Origin of the sequence: Sulfitobacter guttiformis, from assembly GCF_003610455.1 — a bacterium.
GTDB classification, from domain to species: Bacteria; Pseudomonadota; Alphaproteobacteria; order Rhodobacterales; family Rhodobacteraceae; genus Sulfitobacter; species Sulfitobacter guttiformis.
This window is the reverse complement of sequence record NZ_RAQK01000003.1, coordinates 41,682-68,485: the sequence shown is the minus strand read 5'-3', so window position 1 is coordinate 68,485 and position 26,804 is coordinate 41,682. Positions and strand designations below refer to the sequence as shown.

The window sequence follows — 26,804 nt, the reverse complement described above, 5'->3', positions numbered from 1 at the left end:
CATACCTAGATTGATTTCTCTTTCAGGATCTTGCGGTATGATACCGCGAGATCTTCGGCCTGGTTTTGGGATGTGCGTTGCTGGCCGGTTTTCTTTGGCGCTGTCAGGTAAAGCTCATGGTTGTTGTCGACTTGAATTAACGCGTCCATGAGTCCTTGATAGGTCGCAGTTTCAACCACATGACCGTTCACACCTTCGATGATATCAGCACCGATTGCACCTTGATCCCCTGCGATGACCCATGTCTCCATCGCTGTGGCTTCGCGGGTAACAAGGCCGTAGCTTTCTGGCCAGATGGATGGTGCAAGGAGAATATCTATGCGCCCATACAGCGAAGCAATTTCAGATTGGCCCACCTTTCCCTGAATAGTAACCGGTGTATTGCCCCAGATTTCATAACGGACGGTTTCGGGCGACAGAGCATGGTCGATCAATAACAATTCCAGATTAGCAAAATTATAAGCGCTCAAGGCATTGCGCACATGATGGATACCCTTGTGCCGCGATGCTCCACCAATGTGCGCCAAGCGCACGCGACCGGATGATGACCTCGTGTGAACGGGTTCTGGCAAGTTCGATACGCCATTCTCAATCACTGATACATTTTTCAGGCCACAGGCCTCGTGCAGCAACCCAAAACTCTCGGAGACTGCCAAGAGTTGTCTTGCGCCCAAGAGAGACCGGCGCAGAGCCTGAGCGCGCGATGGCAACATATGGCTTTTTTCGGCGTTATAGTCATAATACTCGGGCTGTCCATCATCACCCAATATGAATTGGTTTGGCGAAATCCACCAACCATCGTGGAGCGTGATAACGTACGGAATATTGCGGTGACGAGCGACATCAGTCACAGCGGCGGTCAACCGTTGGATACAATGGAAATGGATCAGCTCCGGATCCAGATGTGCGACCAGTTTTTCGAATACATCATAGACGCTATTGTTATGCGCTGCCATGTCGCCCTCAACGTTATGAGGTGCTGTGATCGTCCATACTCGAATTCCGTCTTGCGCATAGGAGTTAACCTCAAGCGGCTGTGCCCCGCCTTCCAATGTACAGATGACATCTATTTCAAATTCATCGCCATACATCTTATGCAGTTGGGTGACGTTGTCATGCACCACACGTGTTGCGCCGCCGATCGCTTGGGGTGGATAAAAAACGTTCACAATAACAATACGCTTTTTGGGCGTAACAGGGGGACGGATATCCTGAAAAATAGAGCATAAATTTTCGCCCATATCCGCAAGTCCGTATGTGGACACAACAGTATTATGAGCGGCCAGACCCACGCGCGTCCGTAATTCATCATCGCGGATAAGAGCATCGATAAATGTTATAAAGTCGCTGGTATTATTCGCCAAAAAGCCGGTCACACCATGCTCGATAACGTCGCGATGAGAAGTTGTATCAGATACAACAGAGGGCGTTTTGAACAGCCCTGCTTCCATCCACTTAATTTCAGACTTTGCATCGGTCAAAAGGGATGGAGCAAGAACTGAAAGATTTATGTCCGCGTTCGCGACATGTGACATGAATTCTTCGAAATCCCACACAGGCTCCATTACAGTTACAGGATCGGCTTCCATATCCAAATATTTGAAATCGCCAAAATGCCCAATGAGACGTATTTCGATTTTTTCAGGAAACCGCTTCACCATTTCTGCGAGCGCTGGCTCAAGGATCTCGTGAAAGTCTTCTTTGTGAGCGCGCGTACCGGACCCATAGAATATGACCAGCGGCGCATCGTTGGGTTTCATTATTTGCGCCGCACTTCGTTCAGCAAGCAGGTGAAGGCGCCCTAATGCATTATGGTGCTCAAATACGCGGCCAGTGCGCACTTTGTCCTTCATCAAAGTTGCTATCGTAGATGTTGATGCAATCCCGTAATCGCACAACTTCATCGCATGCTCGAATAATGGCACTCCACATGCCATACTGTTGTATTGGTCCTCACTGATCTGACCAGCATACGTTTCAAATGCAGGAGGGAAATGATCGGTATCAAAAACAATATCGTCAATTTCGTAAATCGTCGCCAGACCTCGTTGGCTTGCTTTACTAATTGCTTCTATCATAGGGGGGAACGCGGCAACGCGAAAAAAGATCGCGGCATCAAATTGATCTAACCGTGCGCAAAAATAGTTAAGCTGGCTATTGGGTGCAAATATCTCAACTTTGAACCCGGCGCTACGCAGCTGTTCTGCTTTTTGGTCCACACGATACAGTTTACACTGATATAAATCTTGAGTTCCGACAAGTGCGATACTTTTGATTTCGTTAGTACGTACAGCTGTATTGAACGCCGGGGAACAAGCGGCAAGTACCTTGCGCAACCTATCCTGCGTTGCCTGAAGTCCAAATGCTTTAACCTGAAGCGGGGCGATGCTCCAAGATTTATCAAATAATCTATGAGCCAGTTCGCGGTACTTTGACTTTGCGCCCGCATCGGAACGCGCATTCGACGAGAATTTCGACAGAACATCTGCAGCAGTATCCATACGCCCGGCTTCAATACAATTCTCTGCCATGGCGAGATACTTCCATGGAGATTTATCCGCTTCGGAAACCCGCGAACGCATCCAGTACTCCGCCTCTGGTTGTCCGGTTCGTTGTAAAACATCTGCGAGGTGCCGGATCGCAGTATCGTAGGTTGGGTCGGATTGAAGCGCAGTCCAATACAATGACTGCGCCTGCGCATTGTCCCCTGCCCGCGCAAAACGATCTGCAAGGCTGACGAGAAACTGCATCATCTCCGGTATATCAAATTGAAGGTACGTGATCGCAGGGATAGGGCCGCTCAACAACCTTCTTAAGACAACCTCGGGGGACGAGTCATAAGGTAAACCTATAGCCTGTTTAGCAATCGGAAGTTGCTTGATCAATGCAGAGGGAACGTTGAGATCGAACTCCCTCTTTGCCAGAACGATTATATTAGAAGCAGCACCAGCTGTGATACCATAACTCAAAAAATGCCTGTAGAGAGTTTCATCCGGTATAGTTTCGTCAGATTTTGACCCGTGTCTGCGAAGTCGGGCAATCGATAATGCCGGCACGGAACGTGCATAAAAACCTGCGTCGAAATTAAAATTATCGTTAAGCGGCCGTAGCTCACCTATACCAAATTCAATAAAATGATCAATACAGGCGAGCCGGTCGAATGGAATAGAAGACTCGTTTTGACGGTGCACTATCGCGTGATAAAATTCATGATCAAATTCATTGACCAATGTTGCGCCTGAGAGATTGTTGAGTTGCCAGTGCTCTTCCTCGGTAAGTGCGGCTTGGAGAGGAGAAGCGCCTGTTTCAAATACCGCCTTTAATACTTCAACCACAGTCACCGCTGGATCCAGTTCCAGACCGTAACGAGCCTTAATATAGGTGGGTTCCCAAGCATCAGGCCTTCCGTCGCGACCTTCCTCAATGCCAATTTCCAAATAATGGAAAGCCGCCAAAACGGGATCATCAATTGAACCAGCGACATCGCGGTGCTGGCAAAGATATGCTGGCAATGTAAATCCGCCATACAACCAGCCCGCACGCGGATGCCGCGCAATGATATCTGCCACGTTATAGTCTACCCCGGATCGGCCAAGCGCTTTTTCAAACACGGAGATCCAGTTGTTCCGTTCGCTTTCTGACATCATACGACTGTCGGGATGATCAAGCCCTGTCCCGAGCGCCAATATAGTTCTAAGTTCTTTTGCGCCGTAATTAAGGTAATGCTCTTTTGCATCTAACCCTTCGATGGCTGCGACATCACCATTCAGCGCAAGGTACTGATCTGGGTCAAACCCAACCGGTAATTCACCTTGTGCAATCGCGGGCGTATCCGCAAACTGTTTGTCGGAAAGGATACTTGCAAAGGTCATTGGGCCACCTGACGCTCTAATTATAAAAGGCTTGAATAAAATATTATCTGGGGATGTTTCGACCCCTACTAACGGTTGGTTTCACCCTGCTCCGCCATGAGCAAAATTTCGTTTTTATCACTCGGTTGGAATACCCAGAGTGACCCTGTATCCTTCAGCAAGTCGTACTTCGCGCGCTGCCGAACCATGAAGTTTTGCGTAGCACAAGCAAGTGTTACATTGTGCTTGGTCGTATAAAATACGTAATGCACACCTTCATGCTCCATCCCGTCTTTGGGCTTTCCATTTCGTGCTGCAATTATGTTTAGCGACGATTGGTCTTGGAGATATATACCACAATAATCCAAAACTTCTTTCATCAAAGACAATACACTGTCGCTTGCCCTAAAAAACAAAAGGTCACAGTTCAGAGCAGCATGTGACTTTACCGCAGAAAAAGGCAACCCGGGGCCTTTGCCCGCAATGATGTCATAGGGTAGCGATTCAAAGTGGGTAATTGCGCCCTTATAGAAAAGAGAATCAATTCCGCACAAACAAACATTTACGCCACACTCAATAATGGCGTTGACCGCTTCAAAGCGCTTACGCCAAAGGTAGAAGCCAAAATCAGATGCGCCATTATATATGCTCTCGTTAACATGAATAACATCGAGATTGCCCCCCTCAAACCATCTCTTAGCGTCGTCATCCAGTGAAACGACAACGACTTGCCCTAAGAACGATTTATTATGAGCCCAGAATACTTTGAAGTACTCCAAATAAGCGCCACTACAAAATACAAGCGTGACCTGCTTTGCGCCCGCTGTTCGAATAGCGGCCTTCATTCCATCTGCAAAATCAGTATCGTGATGCAGCAACACTTCACCCTGGGGAACATCAAAGTTTGTCGCTATTGTTAGTTTCGGAGTTTCTTTAAATGTCTCATATAGTTCGACCAATTGCAAAATTAGTACTTTTATTTCACGGACCTCTTGCGGGTTTTTTGCATAGTGCATCGCAGTAAGCAGATTAGCTGCTTTTACGAACTCAGCTTCCTTGTCTCCCTCAATCAAGGTTTTTAAGGTTCTGCGCAGGCAACTATTTATTTCCTCAATAGGCACCTCAGCGATAGTCATTCGCAAAAGCTCCTGAATATGCGTATAGTAATCCAGAAGGAATGGATTTTTTTTAACATTCGTCGAACTAACTGCCAAATCAGTGTAGGCCAGCGCATCTTCAAGCCAGCCCTGTGTAAGACAAACTGTCAGTACTTTTTCAGTAAAATGTGTTATGTTTCGATTATTTATAATGTTCTCGTGAATAGCTGTACGCATTGCTTGAACATCTGTAGTCTCGGTTAAGTGGCGTCCATACTGGTTAATCAATCCGTTGATACGCGCCTGTACCATAAGTTTGTTTGATGGATGGCAGATCAATTCAAGACTTTCGCTCACACGCTGTTTTTGAATGAGGCTGCAAATAACCTCCCATATACGCTGATTAGGGAAAGCCTGTAGACTGTCGATATTGGATAAAATAAGACTCTCGCGCTCCGCTGGCGTCAGCTTGGGGTCATTGGCCTGTTCCCGAAGGGTATTATGCGTCGCGTCTGTCACTGATTTTCCTTTTCCATACCAATTCTAATCCGTCCGCCAATCCGATCTTGGGTGACCAGCCGGGCGGGGGGGGACCGTCGATCCATGCCGCTTTTAATCCGCCAACCCGTGCAGGGATCGCACCCCATGCGATTTCAAGGCGGGCGGGTGCCGCCGTGTGCGCCAAGAGCGCCGCTAAATCCCGAATGGAAGTATTCACGCCACTGTTGACATGAAAAACCTGATGCTGGCCCTGTGGCTGTAGTTCTCGCAAATAAACTGAAGTGGCCTCAAAAGCGGCGACCACATCACTGATGTGACAAAACGAGCTTTGCTGTCGGCCCTCGCTCATCTCTAAACGGGTGCCGTTCTCAATGGCATTGCAAAGGAGTGGGATGACCTTCGCGCGGGTATCGCCCTCGGCATATGTTTCTGACAGCTTCAATGTCGCGATATTGAGGCCGTATTTAGCCGCCATGAAATCCAGATAAGTCTGGAACGCCAGTTTCATTGCCGCATAGCTGTTGGGGGGCGCAATCTTGCCTGCTTCATCATGCTCCCAAAACGAGCCGATATTGATGAAGTCACGGATCCCCGCGAGGCGGCAGGCCTCGAACACCTGTACCGGAAATGCCAGATTACTTTGGGTCTCAACTGCAATGTCGTCGAGTGTTCCCGTTCGGCTTGTATAAGCGGCGCAATGAATAACAGTCGCGTCTTTGAATTTTTCCAATTCCGCCGTGAGGGCAGGGCCAGATTGAAACTTGATGAATTCTACGTTTTTGAGCGTTGCATCATCGGCGTTAAAATCATTGCGGACAATCGCACCGATGCGCAAACCTTTAGAGGAAAAGAACTCAACAAGGTGACGACCCAAAAATCCAGTTGCACCAGTCAGGAGTACGGCACTTGGCAAGGCCGTAACCACGGTCATAGCTTCGCGCAGTAGTCGTCAATCTGCGCAAGCGTATAGTCCGCCATGCCAGCGCCACTCGTCTCATAAAAGCGCGCGTACCATTTCATCGTCATATCAACGGCTTCGGGTACATCAAGGCGCGGCCGCCAATGCAGAAAACGTACGGCAGCTGTACTGTCGAGCAAGAGCGCATGCGCTTCCTCCCAATCCTGCCGATTTTGGGAAACTTCAACGCGCGCACCGGAACCCCATGCTCCGGCGGCGAATTCAGCAACTTTTTCGACAGAAGTGTCTACCGCAGGCACAGGTCCAAAGTTCCAAGCCTTTGGCAGTTTACGATCAGCCGCGAGTTTTTGAATGAGAGTCAGATAGCCCGATAAAGGCTCTAGGACATGCTGCCAAGGGCGCGTTGCCAACGGATTGCGTACCGTCAGAGCTTCCCCCTTCGAGAATGCGCGCGCCGCATCCGCAAGCAGACGGTTGGCCGACCAATCCCCACCACCGATCACATTGCCCGCCCTACCGGATGCGAGGACCGGCATTGAGAGATCATTGAAATAGCTATGCTGCCATGACGTAACGGCAACTTCGCATGCCCCTTTGGACGCACTATAAGGATCGTGTCCACCTAGCGGGTCCTGCTCCCGCAAAGGAACGCCGTCGTTGGGGTTATCGTAACATTTATCGGATGTTACGATCAAACACACGACATGCTCGGGCAATGCGCGTACGGCCTCCATGACGTTTATAGTGCCCATCACATTCGTCTCGAATGTCTGAACCGGATCATCAAAACCGGTCTTCACAATTGCCTGCGCTGCCAGGTGCATCACAACGTCCGGATTGGAATCAGTCAGCGCTTTTGACAAGGCTGGAACATCGCGAATATCGCCAAATGTCGATGTCTCGCAATAAGATGCAACATCAACAGTATCAAACAAATTTGGCTTGGTTTCGGGAGGCAGGGAATAGCCCACAACTTTGGCACCCATCCTGTGCAGCCAAAGCACTAACCAGCCACCCTTAAAACCTGTGTGGCCGGTTAGGAAAACCCGCTTTCCATTCCAGAAGGACGGATCAACCATGACATTATTCCCAAATTTTCCAAGGAGCCTTACCGCCAGCCCAAAGTTTTTCAAGCTGGGAACGATCACGGATCGTATCCATCGGCTGCCAGAACCCCAGGTGCTCGAAAGCTTCAAGCTCACCCTCTGCTGCAAGCTGCTGTAGCGGCGCATCTTCCCAGCTGGTCAGTGCATCAGCGACATAGCTAATAGCGCTTTTTTCCAGCACAAAATAACCGGCATTAATGCGGTACTGATCGCTGGAAATTTTTTCGCGAAAGCCTTTGACGTGTGTTCCGTCAATATCCAATACGCCGAAACGACCGGGAGGAGTCACTGCTGTCACGGTTGCTTTTTTGCCGTGTGCTTTGTGAAATGCAATTGATGCGGTTATATCGACATTACCTACACCATCACCGTAGGTCATACAAAACGGCTCACCGTCGTCGAGGTAGTCCGCAACAGCGGCCAAGCGCCCGCCCGTCATTGCATCAGCACCGGTGTCAACGATGGTGACTTTCCAATCCTCATCAGGCTTTTTGTGGAATGTACATTCGCCCGTTGCGGTCGAAACGGTCATGTCGCTCATGCGGGTCGAGTAATTATAAAAATAATCCTTGATCATCGACCCTTTGTAGCCGGCGCAGATTACAAAGTCGCGCACACCATGTTCACTGTACGTCTTCATAATATGCCAGAGAATGGGGAATCCCCCAATTTCGACCAGCGGCTTTGGCTTAACTGTGGTTTCCTCGGAAAGGCGCGTCCCGAATCCACCCGCAAGGATTACCGCCTTCATGGCAGCAGTTCTTTCGTAACCTTGGCAAGTGTATTTACCATATAATCAACGTGGGCTGGCCCAATACCCGGCCAAACACCAACCCAGAAAGAGTTTTCCATAACCAGATCGGTCACGGCGAGCGAACCGCTTACCCGGAAATCTGCATGCATAAAGGCAGGCTGTTTTGTCAGGTTACCGCCAAACAGCAGTCGTGTTCCAACCTTCAATTCTTCCAGACGCGCAGTGAGATCGCGGCGGGAAATTTTCACGTCCTCACGTATCGTTAACAAAAAGCCGAACCATGATGGTTCTGTTCCGGGTGTCGCCTCGGGCAGGTGATAATATTTGTCCAGACCAAGCGATTTGAGCCCCTGAGTCAGAAGGTCAAAGTTCTCGCGGCGCTTGTCGATAAACTGGTCCAGCTTCTTCAGCTGGCTCACACCCAAAGCAGCCTGCATATCGGACACTTTGAGGTTATACCCGATATGGCTGTAGGTATATTTATGATCGAAACCTGCGGGAAGGTCGCCCAACTGCCAGTCGAACCGCTTGTTACAAGTGTTGTCCTGACCTGGCTTGCAGTAACAATCACGGCCCCAGTCACGATAGGACTCGCAAATGCGCGCAAGGTTCATCTTGTCCATCAGGACAGCACCACCTTCACCCATGGTGATATGGTGCGCCGGATAAAAGCTGAGTGTAGCAATGTCGCCAAACGTACCCACACCGCGCCCGCCGATGGTCGCACCAAATGCGTCACAGCAGTCTTCAATTAGGTAAAGATCATGATCTTCGCAAATCTTCGCAATCGCAACGGCGTCAAACGGGTTGCCAAGGCTGTGCGCAATCATGATTGCGCGGGTCTTGTCCGTAATGGCGTCACGGATGGCCTGCACGTTCACATTGTGTGTGTCGAGGTCGATATCGACAAAAACGGGAATACATCCGTTTTGGATAATCGGAGCAACAGTCGTCGGGAAACCCGCCGCCACTGTTATAACCTCAGAGCCGGGCATGATGCGGCGCTCGCGAAGCTTCCAGGATGTCAGTGTGGTAAATGCAAGGAGGTTCGCAGCGGACCCAGATACTGTCAGCTTTGACAGCTTCTTGCCGAATTTTTTAGCAAGGCTCGTTTCAAATTCGTCGGCGTAGCGTCCGGCCGTCAACCACATATCAAGTGCGGAATCTATCAACGTTCCGCAGTCATCAGCATCGAGCACCTTGCCCGACGGAGGAATATAGGTTTCGCCCGCGACAAATGCCGGTGCTTTGTTTTCGCTGTGGTACTGGCGTGCCAGCTCAACAATTTTGTTTCTCAATTCAGTGTTCACAAAAGCCATCCCTCTTTCGACCCAAGCTGGCCAATAAACGAAAATAATGATCGGGTTGACAGCCCAGTTAGCGTTTTGGTTCAAGCCAATAGCTCTTCGAGCTGCGGGGGGCAAACAGTCGCACAAAGCAGCGCAATACGGGCGCAAATCAAAGCACTCTGACAGGCAAACTGCAGTTGCATTTACCCCCTAAAACGCCAGCACAGGACCGTTTGGCCTAGCGAAAGATTGGAAAAGTGGTATCTGTTGGTGAAATCAATTGTTTCCGGAACCTATAATGTCCCCTGTATCCCTTCTGTTTGTTGTCTGTGGCCTTGAACATACTGGCACCACACTAATTTCTGACCTGTTCCGACAGGTAGAGGGCATAGATTCCGGATTTGAGGGAGGCGTACTGCTCAGATCTTCCCCGAACGAGTTTCGCGACCTGCAACCCTTCGCCACAAACATGCTTAAAGGTTGGGGGATTACACAAGAGCAACTGGATCATTGTTGTGATGCAGATGATTTTGACACGTTCTACATGCGTCTTGCTGAAGCCTCTACTGTCATCAATGCAAACACCAACAGGATCTTTGACAAGACCCCTCGGTATCTGTCCGAGTTGTCCAAAGTTCTCGAGCGCTGCGACTGTCCCGTTCTAGTGAGTTATAAAGACCCGCGAGCAATCGTTTGTTCAGATTTCAAGCGCGCAAAAACCGATGATTTTGACACATGGTATGACAGCTACCGGGGACCGAAACTTAGATACATGACAAGCTGTTATGAACAGTTTGCAATGCACACCGGAACGGCGCGTGTAAAAGCGATCGGGCTGGAAAACCTCGCGATGAATGCGCGAAACTCGATGGAAGAAATGTTCGCCCATGTAGGTGAAACGTTCAAGATTGAGCACGCAATCATAGATTCACTGCGCTATAAAAACGTCCGCAACAAGACCGTCTCGGCAGACATCGTATTCGAGTACAAAGGCATTCTGTCACACCGCGATCAGGATCGTGTCCTGAACGACTTCGCCGTATGTGAACAATGGATTTACAAGTAACAGAGTGTCCCTAGCGAATTGGCGGGGCATATATCGGTCCTGCCTGCACGCTCGCTGCTGAATTAAGGAAAATCGAATGACAGATCACAAGAAACCCTATTGCTAACTGTTTAAAGGTGCCGTCTCAAACCAACCAAAAACTGTCATTTGTGATGGTGTTCCCCGGGGCGAGACTAGCATGGTTGCAGGTGCAATACACGGCTTAGGCATTTCCATGGGGAATGACCTGCCGGACAATATCGAAGATCCTGACTTCAACTTTGACCGAGCAATACGTAGCGGTCAGACGCGTGATGACTTTCTGGAGCAAATCAAGCAGACGGTGATTGCACGCACCGCGGTGGGTCGATCTCGGGGCTGGAAGTTCCCGCGCGTGAATGCTTATCTCCAAGACATAATTGCCAGTGTCAGGAACCCTCACCTTGTGATGGTGCTGCGAGATCCGGTCCCTGCCGGATTGCGTGCGGCCCGGCGTATCGAGCATGATGAAAAACATGGCCCTGCTGTACTGAAGCATCTCAACAATCAGCTAAGGTTGACAAGCCTCAACATGGCGATGATTGGTGCCCTTCGCGTACCCACATTGATTGTATCCTATGAGCAGGCGATGCGTGCGCCCGAAGCGTTTCTTAGTGAAATGGCGCCTTTTCTTGGTGTGGAATTGCCATCTGATCTAACACCCCTTTTAGAGTTCATGACACCGGGATCCTACAAGGCACCCCCGGCTTAGCCTGCCGTTGCTCTGGCCGCTGGAGCGCGTTGTTGGCGGTATTTTGCATTTGATGCTCCTTGATCGCCTAAGACATTCAAGAATATCTACTAAGTCATGAAGCAGGTGATCTGGGGGGCGGTACCAAAACCAGTTGCGGGCATAAGCCCAAAGAAAGAATGCATGGGCCCATGTTCCAGTTTGCATTTTCAGCGGCAGCAGAACCGCGCCACAAATAACCTATAGAATTGAGCTTCGCCAAACCGATTGCACTCCGAAAATATCGGGTCGCTTTGCAGAATAAATGTATAGGCGGTACACCGCCGAGCAGTTATTATATTGAAAGCGCACAAAAACCGGCTGCCAACGAACGGTTTAGTCGTTGTTCATGGACGAACGACCCTGCAACGCGATCAATCTGCATTTGCGAAACGAAGTTCCGACCTGCGGTATTGGCAGGCCTGAAGTTTCCCCCTAGTCTACCGTGAAAGAGAGTCGCAACCCGACATATTCGGGCACGCGAGCCTGTTCGACTTGGGAGGGTCACCATGAAAAACGTTTGTTACCTGAGAAGGTGCGCAGCATGACAGGCATGACACAAGAAGCCGCTGCCGCGCATGTGATCGCGACCAATCCGACATTCGCTGTTGCCCCTACGGTGGTGCGCGGCGTGACATTCAAGGCCTTCCAGAATATTCCGGCGACGGTTCCAGCATTGATGGCTGCGGGAATGGCGCAGCATGCGGACGGTACGGCAGATTATTTGCTCTACGAGGGCGAGCGGTGGACCTTTGGCGCGTTCTGCGACGAGGTGCGGCGTGTGGCCAACGTGCTGCACACCAAGTTTGGCGTTGCAAAAGGTGACCGGGTTGCAATCGCAATGCGTAATTATCCCGAGTTGATGACGCTAGTACTGGCAATCTCTGCAACAGGGGCCACAGTCGTTTTTGTAAACGCCTGGTGGACCACCGAAGAGCTTGACTACGCCCTTGGTGACAGCGGTGCAAAGCTGGTTTTTGCAGATGGCCCGCGAATTGAGAGGTTGTTGCCGCTGGTTGACGACATGTCGCTGTCTCTGGTCGGTGTGCGGGATGGTGAAGGGATGGTTGATCTGTCCTATAGCGCGCTTCAAACATCCGCATCCGACACACCACTGGATGTGGTGATCGACACCGATGATGATTTCGCGGTGATGTATTCCTCCGGAACCACGGGCCACCCCAAGGGTGTTGTGCAAACCCACCGCAGCGCGGTGAGCGCGGTATTCAGCTGGCTCATGCAGGCAGTGATGGCGCCATTGGTTACGCCTCCCGCGCCGGGCGCACCTGCCCCCCTACGCCCTTCCGCACTTGTAGCGACGCCACTGTTCCACGTTACTGCAACGCATCCGTTGTTTTTACTCAGCCTGCCGGCGGGCGCGCACATCACTCTGATGCGCAAATGGGATGCGGCAGATGCGGTGCGCCTGATTCAGGAAGAGAAGATTACGCGGTTTCTCGGCGTTCCGACTCAATCGGCGGAACTGATGATGGCGGCGCGCGATGCGGGGGTGACGCTCGATACCCTCGATTATCTCGGCTCTGGCGGTGCCAAACGTCCCGCTGCCCAAGTAGCACAACTCGCCGATACATTTCCAAACGCGGGCATTGCCACCGGTTGGGGCATGACGGAAACAAACGCTCTTGGCATTGGAATGATCGGGGATGATTACGTGAACCGCCCCGAAAGTGCCGGTAAGCTTCACCCGCCGTTGCAGGAGCTTCGACTGCTAGATGATGCGGGCAATGACGTACCCCTTGGCGCTTTGGGCGAAATTACGGTCAAAAGTCCCGCCAATATGCGCTGTTATCTCAACAAACCCGAAGCGACAGCAGAGACGCTTCAGGACGGCTGGCTGCGTACCGGTGACCTCGCGGTGATGGATGCCGAAGGCTACGTTACCATTCTGGATCGTAAGAAAAATATTATCATTCGTGGTGGCGAAAACATCGCCTGTCTAGATGTCGAAGGCGCCTTGCACCGTTTGCCAGACGTGATCGAAGCCTGCGCGTTTTCGGTACCGGATGACCGTCTGGGCGAGGTTGTGGGCGCTTGCGTGCAACTACGTACCGGTGCAAGCCTAAGCGATGCCGAGATGGCCGCCGCCCTTGACGGGCATCTGGCCAAATTCAAAATACCTGTGCATTTGTGGACGCAACACACTGCCCTTTTGCGCGGTGCAACCGATAAACTTGACCGACGCGGTGTGCGCGCGGCCTGTCTGGAAAAAATAGAGGCAACAACATGACACCAACAATTCAGGAAACAAGCGATTATATCGCAGCGGCGGGAAAAGCGGCATGGCATGTGCCGGGCCTTGAGGCGAATGCACCAAAGCGCGAGATCAAGACCGTTGGCATCATCGGCGCAGGCACCATGGGCGGCGGGATCGCGATGAATTTCGCGACTGCCGGTTACAACGTCAAAATCGTCGAGACGACTCAGGAAGCGCTTGACCGTGGCCTCAAGGTCGTGCGTGGAAATTATCAGCGCTCTGCGGATAAGGGGCGGTTCCCGCAAGATGAGGTCGAGGCGCGGATGGACCGTTTTGACGGGCGACTGGAACTGGCCGATCTGGCCGACTGTGATCTGGTGATCGAGGCAGTGTTTGAAGACATGGACCTCAAGCGTAAGATTTTCACCGAGCTGGACCGCGTCTGCAAAGAGGGTGCAATATTGGCCACTAACACCTCGGCGCTGGACATCAATGAGATCGCAGCGATGACGCGTAGACCGCAAGACGTGATCGGCCTGCACTTTTTCTCCCCTGCCAATGTGATGAAACTGCTCGAGATCGTTCGCGCGGCCCATACCGCTGATGACGTTGTGGCGACATCCATGGATCTGGCGCAAAAGATCAACAAGATTGCCGCCCTTGTCGGGGTCTGCCCGGGCTTTGTGGGCAACCGCATTTTGTTCGCACGTCAAATTCAGGCGAATAAGCTGCTCGCCAAGGGTCTTATGCCTTGGGATGTAGACGCCGCACTTAACTCATTCGGCTTCAAAATGGGGCCATTCCAGATGAGCGATCTTGCCGGCCTTGATATCGGTTGGTCCAAAGGCGCGACAACCGAAAACCCGATCCGCGACATGCTGTGCGAAATGGACCGCCGCGGCCAGAAAACCCAAGCAGGCTACTATGACTATGACGAAAACCGTCGCCCCGTGCCGTCTGATGTGACGGCGGGCATTATCAAGAACGTGACAGGTGCCGAAGCTTCAAGCATGAGCGCCGACGAAATTATCGAGATCTGTATTTATCCGATGATCAATGAAGCGGTTAAGATTTTGGAAGAGAACAAAGCCCAGCGTCCGTCGGACATCGATGTGGTCTGGCTCAACGGCTATGGCTGGCCTGCAGATAAGGGCGGGCCAATGTTCTATGCTGATATGGTCGGTGCGCAGGCCATATTAGACCGTATGGAGGAATTAGGGGCAGATGATCCTGCTTTTAGTCCTGCCGAGACATTGCGCAAGCTGGCAGCTACAGGCGGCAAATTTACCGAGATTGATACCGGAGGGCTGAAGGTATGAGCTACGACTATATTACGACCGAAAAAAAGGGCCATATCCTGATTGTGACAATGAACCGCCCTGACGTTTACAACGCGGTACACATCGACATGCACAACGAGATGGCCGCCTGCTGGGATGCGTTTGCCGCCGACCAGGATCTGTGGGTTGCGATCCTGACAGGTGCCGGGGACAAGGCATTCTGTGCAGGCAATGACCTCAAGGCGACAGCAGCAGGCGGTGCACGGGCGACTATGACACCTACAGGTTTTGCCGGGCTGTCCTCACGCTTCGATCTGGAAAAGCCTATCGTCGCAGCAGTCAACGGATTTGCTATGGGTGGCGGATTCGAGACCGCCCTGTCTTGCGATATTATCCTCGCCTCCGAGACGGCCAAATTTGCCCTTCCCGAAGTTAAGGTAGGGTTTTTCGCCGCAGCTTCCGGCGTGCAGCGCCTGTCGCGCTATATCGGGCGGCTGGCTGCTCAGGAATTGATGCTAACGGGCCGGACGATAATGGCGGACGAAGCGCTGGCGATGGGATGTGTCAATGCGGTGCATCCTGCGGACCAGTTGATGGCAAAAGCGATGGAAAAAGCTGAGCAGCTTTGCTCGGTCTCCCCCTCGGCGGTCAAAGCGACCAAGCGGGTGCTGAACGATATGTATGCCCGCGACGGCATGCAGGACAGTATCGCCTATTCCCGCGAGGTCATCGCAGACCTCAGCAAAACCGAAGATTTCAAAGAGGGCGTTAACGCCTTTGTCGAGAAACGCAAACCGGAGTGGGTGAACAAGTAATCCCCCGGACGCAAACCAAATCAAAAGGAGACATCGTATGTCTGATACACCAATGGAAATGAACAATCTGGCAATGTCCGAAAAGGCAAAGCCGCTTCTGGCAGCAGTGATTAAGCACATCCGCGAAAATGTGGACCCGATGACGGACGAGTTTTTCCGTCTCGGAGAGGGCCGTGCAGACCGCTGGTCCTATGCACCTGGTCAGCTGGAGCTGCTGGAGGAAGCCAAGCAAAAGGCGCGCGATGCCGGTCTTTGGAACTTCTTTTTGCCAAACGCCGAAACCGGTGAGGGTCTCAGCAACCTCGATTACGCCTATATCGCCGCAGAGCTCGGCAAGAGCCCGCTGGCACCAGAGACCCTGAATTGTAACGCTCCCGATACGGGTAACATGGAAGTGCTGGAGCGCATCGGCACCCCAGAGCAGAAAGAACAGTGGCTCAAGCCGCTCCTCGCAGGCAAAATCCGCTCTGCTTTCGCAATGACAGAGCCTGATATGGCGTCCTCGGATGCCAAGAATATCTCGACCTCCGCGGTACTCGAGAATGGTGAGTGGGTCATCAACGGCGAGAAATACTATATTTCCGGTGCCGGCGATCCGCGCTGCAAGATCATGATCACCATGGTAAAAACATCTCCCGATGCAGAGCCGTTTCGCCAGCAATCCCAGATCCTTGTCCCTATCGACACCCCCGGCGTGGAGATTGTAGGGCCGATGCACGTATTCGGCCATGACGATGCGCCACACGGCCACATGCACATCAAATTCACCAACGTACGCGTACCGGAGGCGAACATTCTGTGGGGTGAGGGCAAGGGCTTCGAAATTTCCCAAGTCCGCCTTGGACCTGGCCGTATTCACCACTGCATGCGCTCAATCGGGGCTGCGGAAAAAGCGCTTGATCTGATGATTGAGCGTGGCTTGTCGCGCGAAGCGTTCGGCAAGAAGGTCATTGATCTGGGCAAGAACATGGAAACAATTTCCCGCGCCAAGATCGAGATCGAATCCATGCGTTTGCTGGTCCTCAAAGCAGCCAAAGCGATGGATGTGCTGGGGAACAAAGAGGCGCGTATCTGGGTCTCGATGATCAAGGCAAAAGTGCCGGAGCAGGTCTGTGACATTATTGATCAGGCGATGCAGGTGCACGGTGCAACGGGCATTTCCCAATGGTCGCCCCTGTCCGGCATGTATACAGCACAGCGCACCCTGCGCTATGCGGATGGTCCTGATGAAGTGCACCACCACGTGATCGCCCGTGCAGAAGTGAAGGATTACAAAGAAAGCAATTCCCGCACCCACGCTGCACGGAACGAGATTGCTACCGGCCGCTCGCGGAGCGGCGTATGAGTGAGCTGTTTGATCTGACCGGAAAGGTAGCACTTCTCACAGGCGCATCCAAAGGGATGGGCCTGGCGATGGCCACCGCATTGGCAGAACACGGTGCGACCGTCGTAATATCCGCGCGCAAGCAGGAACAACTGGACGAAGCCGCCAAGGGTATTAACGCCCTTGGCAAAGGCCGCGCCCATGCGGTTGCGTGTAATGTTGGATACAAAGAGCAGCTGCAACTGCTGGTCGACACCACGCATGATCTCGCAGGTCCTATCGATTGCGTGATCGGGAATGCGGGGGTTAACCCCTATTACGGGAAAACCTCCGAAATCCCCGATGAGGCCTATACGAAAACGATGGATGCGAATGTGCGCTCGAACCTTTGGCTTGCACAGATGGTAGCACCTGACATGGTGGCATCGGGCGGTGGCTCAATGGCGTTTACCTCTTCGATCGGAGCGTTCAAACCCTCGGTGATGCTGGGCACTTATGGCATGTCAAAGCTGGCGCTGATCGGTCTGGTACGTAACCTCGCCGCCGAGTTCGGACCAAATGGCATCCGCTTTAACGCGATCTGTCCCGGTCTGGTCAAGACAGAGTTTGCCCGCGAACTTTGGGATAATCCCGAAGTCGCAAATCGGATCGAGAACGAGATCCCTCTGCGTCGTTTGGGCGATCCTGAAGACTTTGCAGGGCTTGCCGTATTCCTCGCATCAGATGCGAGCAAATATATGACCGGTCAGGCGCTCACCGTCTGTGGCGGCTCGAATATGTGGACCTGAACGATGGAACTCAAAGATAAAATTATCGTCGTAACAGGAGCAGCATCGGGCATAGGGCGGGCGATGTGCCTGCGCTATGCCGAAGAAGGTGCCAAACATATCGCATGCGTTGACCGCGATATGGCTGGTGCCGAAGAAACAGCCAAAATGATGGGCGGGAAGGCCTATCATGTTGATGTTTCGGTCAAGGACCAGATTACCGACATGATCGACGCGGTCGAAGCAGATCTGGGTCCCATCGACCTTTTTTGCTCGAACGCAGGCATTTCGGTCGCAGGCGGCGTCGAGGTCGAGGATGATGCATGGCAGCGGATTTGGGAGATCAACGTGATGTCCCACGTTTGGGCTGCACGTCACCTCGTACCACTGATGTCCGCGCGCGGCGGTGGCTATCTTCTCAACACCGCATCAGCTGCGGGTTTGCTCAACCAGATCGGCAGCGCGCCATATGGCGTGACAAAACATGCGGCTGTTGGCTTGGCAGAATGGCTCGCACTCAGCTATGGCGACCTTGGCATCAAGGTGTCAGTGCTTTGCCCTCAGGCTGTGCGCACAGAAATGACGCGGGGCCATGAGGAACATGTAGCTGCGATTGACGGCATGATGGAGCCGGGCCCTGTTGCAGAGGCCTGCGTACAAACCATCCGCGCGGAATCGTTTCTTGTGCTCCCACACAAAGAAGTCGAGACCTACATGCGTAACAAAACAGACAACTATGACCGCTGGATCGGCGGCATGCGCAAACTCAACCGCCGCTTTGGCAGCTTTGACGATTAGGACCATAAGATGATTGGCTATACCACCATCGGCGTGAGCGACATGGAGCGCGCCAAAAAATTCTACTGCGATCTGTTTGCAGACAAAGGGGCGAAAGTCGTGATCGACGCGGGGCGGATCGCGTTTATCGGTACTAAACGCGGCGAGCCAATGCTGGCCGTTTGCGAACCGTACGACGGTGAAGCCTGCAATCCTGGCAATGGCGTTATGATCGCTTTCCCAATCGCGGAAAAAGAGGAAGCCGACCGCCTGCATGCCCGCGCGCTGGAGTTGGGCGCCACTTGTGACGGACCTCCGGGCCAGCGCATACCTGACCGGTTTTACGGCTCATACGTGCGGGACCCAGACGGCAACAAGCTGTGCTTCTTTATGTTTGGATAAATTCAATTCGCCGCATAGGTTGTGCGATCAATTGAGTTTACAGTAAAAATGAAGAATGAGCCGTCTATAGGGGCGGCTTATTTTTTCTTGAGGGGGCGCACGAGGCCTTCTTGGGCGACACTCGCAACCAAAGTACCATCAGCACTGTAGATCGAACCACGGTTGAAACCACGGGCCTTTCCAGTCCAAGGTGCATCCAGATCGTAAAGATGCCAATCACTGAATTGGATGGGGCCATGGAACCACATGGCATGATCAAGGCTGGCACTCATGACATTACCCTGAAACCATGTCAGCCCATGCGGGCGCAGGGACGAGCCAAGAAGGTTCATATCCGAGGCATAGGCGAGCAAGCAATGTTGCATTTGTGGCCCCTGCCCTTTGGCCGCCTCCATCCTAAACCACAAGTGATTACGATCAGACGCTTTTTCAGGCGTAAAAAAATCGCGGGGAGCTACTTCACGTAGTTCGATAGGGCGCTCGCGCATAAAATCATCGCGAAACCTCTCTGGGATCTTGTCAACATGGGCCTCCCGCAACTCGTCTCGGTTCGGCCATTCTTCGGGCGTGCCTACCTGCGGCATCTTATGCTGGAAGTCCCAGCCCTCTTCATCAATGTGGAATGATGCCGAGAGGTTGAAAATCTGTTTCCCATGCTGGATCGCGACGACACGGCGGGTGGTAAAACTTCCGCCATCACGAGCACGATCAACCTGATAAATCACTGGTATTTTCGGATCGCCAGGGCGTATGAAATACGCATGCAAACTGTGGCACAAACGGTCGGGAACCGTGCGGTACGCAGCCATCAATGCTTGGGCAATGACGTGCCCACCAAAGATGCGGGTCGTCGTCTCGCCGCCGTTGCCCATACCCCGAAACAGATCGACCTCCAGCTGTTCAATATCCAGAAGTTCCAGCAGTTGATCGGCGGCGGTGCTCATATCGGGGGCTTTCAGGTCGTGGCCCGTGCATCCGCATAGGCGATAAAAAAGTCAAAGCTGTCGGGGTTTGCCATGCTGTCACGGTTCACCACAGTTGCGGGGTCCCCTCCCAACAACAGCTTTTTTACCGGAACCTCAAGCTTTTTACCTGACAACGTTCGCGGAATTTGCACAACTTCGACGATTTCATTCGGGATAAAGCGGGCAGAAACACCTTTGCGGATCGCATCATTAATTTTTTGTTTAAGGGTTTCGTCAAAGCATATCCCTGACGCAGGGACCACAAACAGGGGCATGAAACTCTCACGGCCCAGAAACTCCAGATCGACAACGAGACTGTCCAGGATCTCATCAAGTCCCTCTACCGCCTGATAGATCTCGGCAGAGCCCAGACGCAGCCCCTTCCGGTTTATCGTAGCATCCGAGCGGCCATAAATTACGCTGGCGCCAGTTGCATCAATGCTGATCCAGTCACCGTGGCGCCAGATACCGGGATAGGTATCGTAGTAGCTCTCAAACAAACGAGTGCCGTCATCATCGCCCCAGAAATAGAGCGGCATGGAAGGCAACGGTTCAGTGCAAACCAGCTCTCCCACTTCGCCAATAAGTTCCTGTCCGAATGGATCATAGGCGCGCACGGCATTGCCCAAGGCGCGGCACTGCATTTCGCCTGCGCGCACGGGCATGCCAGGGTGGCCAAGAACAAACGCGCCAGCCAAATCGGTACCGCCTGAAATGGGCGCAAGCCAAACGTCGGCCTTCACGTCACGGTAAATCCAGTCATAGGCATCAGCGCTGAGCGGTGATCCGGTTGAGCCAAGTGAGCGCAGATGCGACAGATCGACGGCATCACGAGGTGTGATACCAGCCTTAAGACATCCCGCAAAAAATGCGGCACCTGCCCCAAGATAAGTCAGTTTTTCCTCGGCGGCAAAACGCCAGAGTGCCAACATGTCAGGATGGTTCGGCGCGCCGTCAAAAAGGCAAACGGTCGCCCCCTGACCCAGTGCCATCCATTGTGCATTCCACATGATCCAGCCAGACGACGTAAGCCAGCAAAAGCGGTCATCGCGGGTTATATCATGGTGGAGCGACTGCTTCGCGGCTTCTAGCACCACGCCGCCATGGCCATGTACGATTGGTTTTGGATTGCCCGTTGTGCCGGACGAATAGACGATCCAAAGCGGTTGGTCGAAAGGCACCTGCGTAGGAGTAAAACTTACGTCCTCGTGCAACAGACTGTCCCACTCAGCATGGCCTTCGGGCAGATTGCCCATAACCGGAAGGGTTACAAACTGCACCACGCTCGGCAGACCAGCGGTAATCTCGGCCAGCACCTCGCGGCGATCTACAGTTTTACCCAAATGGGTATAACCATCCTGCGAGATGAACACCTTTGGCGCAATCTGTTTGAACCGGTCGAGGATCGCAACATGACCCATATCCGGCGCACAAAGCGACCACGCCGCGCCAATGCTTGCAGTGGCGAGGAATGCAATAAGTGCAATTTCTGTATTGGGCAGTACCGCCACTACGCGGTCGCCCTGCGTGACACCCATCGCTTTCAGGTTATGTGCGACAGATGCGACTTGCGAGCGCAGTTCGCCCCATGAAAGCTCTTTGCGCCCCAACGTCTCGGACATACTTACGAGGGCGGGATGGTCCTCGCGCCCTTCGGCATGGCGCAGGATATTTTCAGCGTAATTGAGCATCGCACCGGGGCACCACTGCGCCCCGGGCATACTGCGTGAACCGAGGATTTTATCATACGAGACGCTCGCGCGGACGTTGAAAAAATCCCAGATCGACGCCCAAAAAGCATCGAGGTCTGTAACGCTCCACTCCCACATCTCGTTATAATCGGAAAATGTAAGGCCGCGGGTGTCGCGCACAAACCGCTCGAACGCCGCCATGGTCGATGCCTCGGCGCGCTCTGCCGTCGGTGTCCACAGAACACGGTTCACGTCAGCGCTCCGTGGATCAACGCTCTAAGCTGGGGGCGTGCGGGATAGGAACTACTCGGGATAAGCTGGGTGAAGAAAATCACCGACAGCTCGTTGACCGGATCAATCCAGAACGCGGTAGACGCCATGCCCCCCCAGCTAAAATCACCAATACTGCCCGGTGCACGGGCGCGACCTGGGTCCAGCATGATAGCGCCGCCAAGGCCAAAGCCCGTCCCCTCCATAGGTTGTTCAGCAAAGCTGCGCGGACCCATTGACGCAATATCGCCGCCCAGATGGTTGCGCATCATGAACGCCAGCGTTTTGGGACCGATAATACCGGCACCGCCTGTGCGCATCATCTCGGTGAACTTCAAATAATCATCGATTGTACCGACAAGACCACCGCCGCCAGACTGAATTTGCGGGTGCAAGAACGGAGATTTAGCGGACCCGTCCAATTCACGCAATGTCTCGGCACTTTTATCGACTTTACCAACAGAAAACGCGCTTCCAGCCAGCGGTGTATAGCAGGCGGCGAAACGGTCATGGGCATGCGCAGGTACCTTGAAACGTGTGTCGTTCATACCCAGCGGATCGAATATCTCGTCGATGAAAACCTGTTCGAGCGCTTTACCGGTAATGACCTCAATCACGCGGCCAAGGATATCGGTAGCAACCGAATATTCCCAACGCGTGCCCGGTGCAAAGGCCAGCGGCAGTACAGAGAGGCGGTCAGCCATCTCGGCCATCGTGCCTTTTGTACCACGAAACTCGATCTGCTGTTCTGCCATCGCCTTCCCCAAAACGCCGGGGTTGAACCCATAGCTAAGGCCGGAAGTATGGGTCAGAAGCTGGTGCAGTGTCGGCGTCTCACAGGCCTCGGTCTGGTCGATCGATGTGGCACCTGCACGCAAACAATGCATGTCTTTGAACGAAGGGATGAAATCCGATAAAGGCGCATCGAGGTGGATTAATCCACGCTCCGCCAGCATCATTAAAGCCACAGAAGTGACCGGCTTTGTCATGGAGTAAATGCGTGCAACCGTATCACGCTGCCATGGCAAGCCAGAGGCCACATCACGCAGGCCACAGTCATGGTAATACGCCTCGCGCCCACCTTGCGCGACAAGCACGGAGGCACCTGCAAAGCGGCGGTCATCCACATAGGATTGCATCCATCCAGCGATGCGGTTCAGGCGGTCCTTATCAAAGCCCGGCATTAGACTTCCAACCACTCCTTGCGCACGTCTTCACGTGCCTTCAGCTCTTTTGGCGTTCCCTCAAATACAACCTGACCGTGGCCCATAACATAAACGCGGTCCGCAATATCCATCGCGATCGACAGTTTTTGCTCCACCAGCAGGGTCGATATCCCCTTTTCGGCAATTGCTTTGAGAACTTCCGCGACCTTCTGCACCATTTGCGGGCTGAGACCTTCTGTCGGCTCGTCGATCATTACAAAATCCGGATCGCCCATCAGTGTGCGACACATGGTCAGCATTTGTTGCTCACCGCCCGACAGCACGCTTGCCTCGACGTCGGCACGGCGGTCAAGGTTTTCAAACATTTCGAACATCATTTGCATTGACCAGCGGCCTGCGCCGTCTTTTTGACCCGGTTTAAGGCCCAGTGTCAGGTTCTGGCGGGTTGTCAGGCCAGGAAAGATATCGCGGTTTTCCGGCACATAACCGATGCCCATATTCGCAATCTCATAGGCCTTCTTACCGGCAATCTCCTGCCCGCGAAACTTGACCGATCCCTTTGGTTGGACCTCGCCCATGATCGCTTTGCAGGTGGTGGAACGGCCCACCCCGTTGCGCCCCAGAAGGGCGACAATCTCGCCTTCCTGAACGTTCAGGTTCACACCCTGAAGGATGTGTGATTTGCCATAATAGGCGTGCATATCGGTGACTTCGATCATTAGTGCTCTGCCTCCAGTGCTGCGCCGAGATAGGCTTCTTGAACTTTTGCATCCGCGCGCACATCCGCTGGTGCGCCTGTGGCCAGAATCTCCCCGTAAACCAAAACGCTGATACGGTCGGCAAGGCCGAACACCACGCCCATGTCGTGCTCGACCATCACAAGGGTTTTGCCCGCGGTCACGCGCATTATGAGGTCCATGATGTAATCAGTTTCAGTGTTGGACATCCCCGCTGTCGGCTCGTCGAGCATGATGACATCGGCGCCGCCGGCAATCGTGATCCCGATTTCCAGCGCGCGCTGTTCGGCATAGCTAAGGGTACCTGCGGGCAGATTACGGCGGCCAAGGAGGTTGATCTCATCCAGAATGGCCTCGGCGCCCTCGGTCAGTTCCCGCTGGCGGTTCACCAAGTTCCAGAAGCTGTATTTATAACCCTGAGACCACAGTAAGGCGCAGCGAACATTCTCAAACACCGTCATATTCGCAAAAATATTGGTGATCTGGAACGATCGGCTCAACCCCTTCCGGTTGATCTGGTATGGCTCAAGTCCGGCAAGGTTTTCGCCATGTAATTTCACAGAACCCGATGTGGGCGCAAACCGTGCAGTGATCAAGTTGAAGAGCGTTGATTTACCTGCACCGTTAGGTCCGATAATCGCATGACGCTCGGCTTTGCCGATCGACAGGTCGATACCGCGAATAATCTCGGCTTTGCCAAAACTCTTTTTAAGGCCGATAAGTTCAAGGGCGGGTGTACTCATGACTGCGCCTTTCTTGCGGTATTCGCTTCGTTCCATGCATCTTTCAACGCAGGTGCTGTGGCGCGGGCTATGCCAAAGCCGATCAATGTGATTGCTCCAGCAATGATCCATGGCAACAGTGTGTGATTGTCAAAGGTCGTCCAGAATAACGTCATCTCATGATCGCCAACCGCTGCGTGCCGGTAATGGAACGTCATCTCGACCAGCGCGGCCAGCCCCAAAATCCCGATCGCTCCGGGCACCAGAGTTTTGATATACGGCACAACCAGCAGTCCCAGCTTTCCCAACCGCAGAGCAGGCAGGTGCATCATAATCAGCCCCGCAAGTCCGCCCGGAAAGAACATCACCGTCAGGACAAATAGCGTACCGGCATAAAATGCCCAAAGTTCTGTCGAAAGGCTCAGCACAGTTTGTAAAAGGGTGAAGGTAATTGCCCCAATAATCGGCCCGAAAAAGAACCCGACACCTCCGAGGAAGGTCACCAACAAAATGATACCCGATGAAACAGCATTTAGGTTCTCTTCGGTCAGGATCTCGTAGTTGATAGCGAAAAGGCCACCCGACACACCCGCAAAAAACCCTGATGCGACAAAGCTGTAATAGCGGACCCATCGTGCGGAATACCCCAAAAACTCTGCTCGTTCTGGATTGTCGCGCACGGCATTCGCCATCCGGCCTACCGGCGTGCGGCTCCATAGATACATTGATGCAGCAGATATAAGAACCCAAGCTGCGGTAAGGTAATAGACCTGCTCTTGCTGCAAGAACTGCTCACCAAAGAACGGCAGCGCGTCTGTACGATCACCCGATATACCGCCCTCACCCCCAAAGAATGCGACGAAGATCAGCGACGAGGCGGCAATCAGCTCGCCCAATCCCAGCGTGATCATAGCAAAGGTCGTACCCGCTGTGCGCGTCGAAAAGCTACCGATCAGTGCCGCGAACGCCATGCCGAACAATCCGCCAAAGAACGGCAGGATCACCAGCGGGATGGATGAGAAAAACTCGGAGGTGTTCATGATATGCATGCAGGCAAAACCGCCGACACCCGCATAGACCGCATGCCCGAAGGAGAGCATGCCACCCTGCCCCAGAAGCATGTTATACGCCAACGCAAACACAATTGTGATCGACATCTGGTTCATGATGGTCAGTGCGGAGTTATTGGAGAACACCTGCGGCAAGACGGCCAGCAACAGTGCTGCGAGTATCCAAGGCAGCACAGCAAACAGTACAGAGCCTGTAGGCGCCGACTGGGCAGTTTTGGACGGGTTTGTTTTTGTCTGACCGGTCATTGTGTACGCTTTCCGAACAGGCCTGCAGGGCGGAAGATAAGGATCAACACCATCAGGATATAGGGGAGGATATCTGCGATTTGCGGACTGGTCATACTCCAGAAATCACGAAACAGGCTTTCATCCATATTCTCCGGTCTGCTCAGACCGATGAAATTAAGGATACTCGATAGCTCGATGTTGTAGGCCTTGGCGAATGTCGTCATCCAACCGATCAGCAATGAGGCCGCAAGCGCACCCCAAAGCGAACCCAGCCCCCCAATCACGATCGTCACAAAGACAATCGGACCCAGAACAAAGGCCATACCGGGGAATGTACCCAACACCGGCCCCGCAATTACACCTGCGACACCTGCCAGCGCCGTACCCACGCCGAACACACCCATAAATATGAGCGGTACATTGTGGCCCAACGCCTCAACCGTGCGCGGATAACTCAGGGCGGCCTGAATGATCATGCCGACGCGGGTTTTGGTAAGGACATAAAGGAGACCGATGAAAATTCCGACCGAGATAAAGATCATAAATATCTTGTAGGCGGGAATGAAATTTCCGGAGATCGAGAAAGCCGTGAAATTGAGAATCTCTGGGATCGAATAGGGCAACTGGTTCTTACCCCAGACAAACTGCACCAACTCCTCGATCAGAAGGGCAAGGCCGAAGGTAAATATCAGCTCTGGCACGTGACCGTATTGGTGCACACGCCGCAACCCATACCGTTCTACCCCCGCACCCAAAACGCCTACAACCAGTGGTGCGATCAGGAGACCCATCCAAAAACCCAGCGCCATGCTGATCTGGTAGCCAAAATATGCACCAAGCATATAAAAGCTGGCATGGGCAAAGTTCAGAACGCCCATCATCGAGAAAATAAGGGTCAGGCCGGCAGATAGCATAAACAACAGCAGTCCAGTTACCAGCCCGTCGATCAGATTGACGAGAATGAGGTCCATGGGGCCCCTCCGAAACAAAAAGGATTAAGAGTTAATCGGCCCGTCCGCACAGTTGAACGGACGGGCCGGAAAA

General features: G+C 53.0%; 22 protein-coding genes. 9 read left to right on the top strand and 13 right to left on the bottom strand.

Annotation, left to right across the window (positions count from 1 at the left end):
* Positions 1-5: 5 nt before the first annotated feature.
* The 6 genes from C8N30_RS18715 to rfbH all read right to left on the bottom strand — a co-directional run bounded on the left by C8N30_RS18715 (position 6) and on the right by rfbH (position 9,538).
* A complete protein-coding gene (locus C8N30_RS18715; RefSeq protein WP_015063262.1) occupies positions 6-3,872 on the bottom strand; it encodes a glycosyltransferase in 3,867 nt (1,288 codons plus the stop codon).
* Positions 3,873-3,940: 68 nt separating this feature from the next.
* Positions 3,941-5,467: a putative nucleotide-diphospho-sugar transferase gene (locus tag C8N30_RS18710; RefSeq protein ID WP_015063261.1), complete on the bottom strand. Its 1,527-nt coding sequence runs from the start codon at positions 5,465-5,467 to the stop codon at positions 3,941-3,943.
* A complete protein-coding gene (locus C8N30_RS18705) occupies positions 5,448-6,380 on the bottom strand; it encodes an NAD-dependent epimerase/dehydratase family protein (RefSeq protein ID WP_015063260.1) in 933 nt (310 codons plus the stop codon). The genes C8N30_RS18710 and C8N30_RS18705 overlap by 20 nt, the downstream gene beginning before the upstream one ends.
* Positions 6,377-7,447 carry a CDP-glucose 4,6-dehydratase gene (rfbG, locus tag C8N30_RS18700; protein WP_015063259.1) on the bottom strand — a complete coding sequence of 357 codons (1,071 nt, stop codon included), beginning with the start codon at positions 7,445-7,447 and terminating at the stop codon, positions 6,377-6,379. The genes C8N30_RS18705 and rfbG overlap by 4 nt, the downstream gene beginning before the upstream one ends.
* 4 nt (positions 7,448-7,451) lie before the next feature.
* The gene (rfbF, locus tag C8N30_RS18695) at positions 7,452-8,225 is read right to left on the bottom strand and encodes a glucose-1-phosphate cytidylyltransferase (protein ID WP_015063258.1); all 774 of its coding nucleotides are present in this window, start codon (positions 8,223-8,225) and stop codon (positions 7,452-7,454) included.
* A complete protein-coding gene (gene rfbH, locus C8N30_RS18690; RefSeq protein WP_232222771.1) occupies positions 8,222-9,538 on the bottom strand; it encodes a lipopolysaccharide biosynthesis protein RfbH in 1,317 nt (438 codons plus the stop codon). Before rfbH ends, rfbF begins: the two co-directional genes overlap by 4 nt.
* Before the next feature lie 277 nt (positions 9,539-9,815).
* Between rfbH and C8N30_RS18685 the strand changes: the two genes are divergently transcribed.
* The 9 genes from C8N30_RS18685 to C8N30_RS18645 all read left to right on the top strand — a co-directional run bounded on the left by C8N30_RS18685 (position 9,816) and on the right by C8N30_RS18645 (position 18,911).
* Complete coding sequence (locus C8N30_RS18685) at positions 9,816-10,583, top strand: sulfotransferase (protein ID WP_025060865.1); 768 nt, start codon at positions 9,816-9,818, stop codon at positions 10,581-10,583.
* Positions 10,584-10,761: 178 nt separating this feature from the next.
* The gene (locus C8N30_RS18680) at positions 10,762-11,313 is read left to right on the top strand and encodes a hypothetical protein (protein ID WP_015063255.1); all 552 of its coding nucleotides are present in this window, start codon (positions 10,762-10,764) and stop codon (positions 11,311-11,313) included.
* A gap of 562 nt (positions 11,314-11,875) precedes the next feature.
* Positions 11,876-13,579, top strand: coding sequence for a class I adenylate-forming enzyme family protein (locus C8N30_RS18675; RefSeq protein WP_015063254.1), 1,704 nt, complete (start codon positions 11,876-11,878; stop codon positions 13,577-13,579).
* On the top strand, positions 13,576-14,865 hold the full coding sequence (locus C8N30_RS18670) for a 3-hydroxyacyl-CoA dehydrogenase (protein ID WP_015063253.1): 1,290 nt from the start codon (positions 13,576-13,578) through the stop codon (positions 14,863-14,865). The genes C8N30_RS18675 and C8N30_RS18670 overlap by 4 nt, the downstream gene beginning before the upstream one ends.
* Positions 14,862-15,641 carry an enoyl-CoA hydratase-related protein gene (locus tag C8N30_RS18665; protein ID WP_015063252.1) on the top strand — a complete coding sequence of 260 codons (780 nt, stop codon included), beginning with the start codon at positions 14,862-14,864 and terminating at the stop codon, positions 15,639-15,641. The genes C8N30_RS18670 and C8N30_RS18665 overlap by 4 nt, the downstream gene beginning before the upstream one ends.
* 58 nt (positions 15,642-15,699) lie before the next feature.
* Complete coding sequence (locus C8N30_RS18660; RefSeq protein ID WP_015063251.1) at positions 15,700-16,986, top strand: acyl-CoA dehydrogenase family protein; 1,287 nt, start codon at positions 15,700-15,702, stop codon at positions 16,984-16,986.
* Positions 16,983-17,753 (top strand): SDR family NAD(P)-dependent oxidoreductase, encoded by a 771-nt coding sequence (locus C8N30_RS18655; protein WP_015063250.1) that lies wholly within the window; start codon positions 16,983-16,985, stop codon positions 17,751-17,753. Before C8N30_RS18660 ends, C8N30_RS18655 begins: the two co-directional genes overlap by 4 nt.
* A 3-nt stretch (positions 17,754-17,756) precedes the next feature.
* A complete protein-coding gene (locus C8N30_RS18650) occupies positions 17,757-18,530 on the top strand; it encodes an SDR family oxidoreductase (protein ID WP_015063249.1) in 774 nt (257 codons plus the stop codon).
* 9 nt (positions 18,531-18,539) lie between these two features.
* Positions 18,540-18,911 carry a VOC family protein gene (locus tag C8N30_RS18645; RefSeq protein ID WP_015063248.1) on the top strand — a complete coding sequence of 124 codons (372 nt, stop codon included), beginning with the start codon at positions 18,540-18,542 and terminating at the stop codon, positions 18,909-18,911.
* 77 nt (positions 18,912-18,988) lie between these two features.
* On the opposite strand, the gene C8N30_RS18640 is transcribed toward C8N30_RS18645, so the two are convergent.
* The 7 genes from C8N30_RS18640 to C8N30_RS18610 are packed head-to-tail and all read right to left on the bottom strand — an operon-like array spanning position 18,989 to position 26,731.
* Positions 18,989-19,855: an acyl-CoA thioesterase gene (locus C8N30_RS18640; RefSeq protein ID WP_015063247.1), complete on the bottom strand. Its 867-nt coding sequence runs from the start codon at positions 19,853-19,855 to the stop codon at positions 18,989-18,991.
* 11 nt (positions 19,856-19,866) lie between these two features.
* Positions 19,867-21,819: an acetoacetate--CoA ligase gene (locus C8N30_RS18635; RefSeq protein WP_015063246.1), complete on the bottom strand. Its 1,953-nt coding sequence runs from the start codon at positions 21,817-21,819 to the stop codon at positions 19,867-19,869.
* Positions 21,816-23,021 carry a serine hydrolase domain-containing protein gene (locus tag C8N30_RS18630; protein WP_015063245.1) on the bottom strand — a complete coding sequence of 402 codons (1,206 nt, stop codon included), beginning with the start codon at positions 23,019-23,021 and terminating at the stop codon, positions 21,816-21,818. Before C8N30_RS18630 ends, C8N30_RS18635 begins: the two co-directional genes overlap by 4 nt.
* Complete coding sequence (locus tag C8N30_RS18625) at positions 23,021-23,722, bottom strand: ABC transporter ATP-binding protein (RefSeq protein WP_015063244.1); 702 nt, start codon at positions 23,720-23,722, stop codon at positions 23,021-23,023. Before C8N30_RS18625 ends, C8N30_RS18630 begins: the two co-directional genes overlap by 1 nt.
* The gene (locus tag C8N30_RS18620; RefSeq protein ID WP_015063243.1) at positions 23,722-24,483 is read right to left on the bottom strand and encodes an ABC transporter ATP-binding protein; all 762 of its coding nucleotides are present in this window, start codon (positions 24,481-24,483) and stop codon (positions 23,722-23,724) included. The genes C8N30_RS18625 and C8N30_RS18620 overlap by 1 nt, the downstream gene beginning before the upstream one ends.
* Entirely contained in the window at positions 24,480-25,778 is a 1,299-nt protein-coding gene (locus tag C8N30_RS18615; RefSeq protein ID WP_015063242.1) for a branched-chain amino acid ABC transporter permease, read from the bottom strand. The genes C8N30_RS18620 and C8N30_RS18615 overlap by 4 nt, the downstream gene beginning before the upstream one ends.
* Positions 25,775-26,731, bottom strand: coding sequence for a branched-chain amino acid ABC transporter permease (locus C8N30_RS18610; RefSeq protein ID WP_015063241.1), 957 nt, complete (start codon positions 26,729-26,731; stop codon positions 25,775-25,777). The genes C8N30_RS18615 and C8N30_RS18610 overlap by 4 nt, the downstream gene beginning before the upstream one ends.
* Positions 26,732-26,804: the final 73 nt, after the last annotated feature.

Excerpts from the sequence above, each read along its gene's own strand:
- C8N30_RS18715 (WP_015063262.1), bottom strand. The coding sequence starts at position 3,872 with ATGACCTTTGCAAGTATCCTTTCCGACAAACAGTTTGCGGATACGCCC.
- C8N30_RS18705 (WP_015063260.1), bottom strand. The coding sequence starts at position 6,380 with ATGACCGTGGTTACGGCCTTGCCAAGTGCCGTACTCCTGACTGGTGCA.
- rfbG (WP_015063259.1), bottom strand. The coding sequence starts at position 7,447 with ATGGTTGATCCGTCCTTCTGGAATGGAAAGCGGGTTTTCCTAACCGGC.
- rfbF (WP_015063258.1), bottom strand. The coding sequence starts at position 8,225 with ATGAAGGCGGTAATCCTTGCGGGTGGATTCGGGACGCGCCTTTCCGAG.
- C8N30_RS18685 (WP_025060865.1), top strand. The coding sequence starts at position 9,816 with ATGTCCCCTGTATCCCTTCTGTTTGTTGTCTGTGGCCTTGAACATACT.
- C8N30_RS18680 (WP_015063255.1), top strand. The coding sequence starts at position 10,762 with ATGGTTGCAGGTGCAATACACGGCTTAGGCATTTCCATGGGGAATGAC.
- C8N30_RS18675 (WP_015063254.1), top strand. The coding sequence starts at position 11,876 with ATGACAGGCATGACACAAGAAGCCGCTGCCGCGCATGTGATCGCGACC.
- C8N30_RS18670 (WP_015063253.1), top strand. The coding sequence starts at position 13,576 with ATGACACCAACAATTCAGGAAACAAGCGATTATATCGCAGCGGCGGGA.
- C8N30_RS18665 (WP_015063252.1), top strand. The coding sequence starts at position 14,862 with ATGAGCTACGACTATATTACGACCGAAAAAAAGGGCCATATCCTGATT.
- C8N30_RS18660 (WP_015063251.1), top strand. The coding sequence starts at position 15,700 with ATGAACAATCTGGCAATGTCCGAAAAGGCAAAGCCGCTTCTGGCAGCA.
- C8N30_RS18655 (WP_015063250.1), top strand. The coding sequence starts at position 16,983 with ATGAGTGAGCTGTTTGATCTGACCGGAAAGGTAGCACTTCTCACAGGC.
- C8N30_RS18650 (WP_015063249.1), top strand. The coding sequence starts at position 17,757 with ATGGAACTCAAAGATAAAATTATCGTCGTAACAGGAGCAGCATCGGGC.
- C8N30_RS18645 (WP_015063248.1), top strand. The coding sequence starts at position 18,540 with ATGATTGGCTATACCACCATCGGCGTGAGCGACATGGAGCGCGCCAAA.
- C8N30_RS18640 (WP_015063247.1), bottom strand. The coding sequence starts at position 19,855 with ATGAGCACCGCCGCCGATCAACTGCTGGAACTTCTGGATATTGAACAG.
- C8N30_RS18630 (WP_015063245.1), bottom strand. The coding sequence starts at position 23,021 with ATGCCGGGCTTTGATAAGGACCGCCTGAACCGCATCGCTGGATGGATG.
- C8N30_RS18625 (WP_015063244.1), bottom strand. The coding sequence starts at position 23,722 with ATGATCGAAGTCACCGATATGCACGCCTATTATGGCAAATCACACATC.
- C8N30_RS18620 (WP_015063243.1), bottom strand. The coding sequence starts at position 24,483 with ATGAGTACACCCGCCCTTGAACTTATCGGCCTTAAAAAGAGTTTTGGC.
- C8N30_RS18615 (WP_015063242.1), bottom strand. The coding sequence starts at position 25,778 with ATGACCGGTCAGACAAAAACAAACCCGTCCAAAACTGCCCAGTCGGCG.
- C8N30_RS18610 (WP_015063241.1), bottom strand. The coding sequence starts at position 26,731 with ATGGACCTCATTCTCGTCAATCTGATCGACGGGCTGGTAACTGGACTG.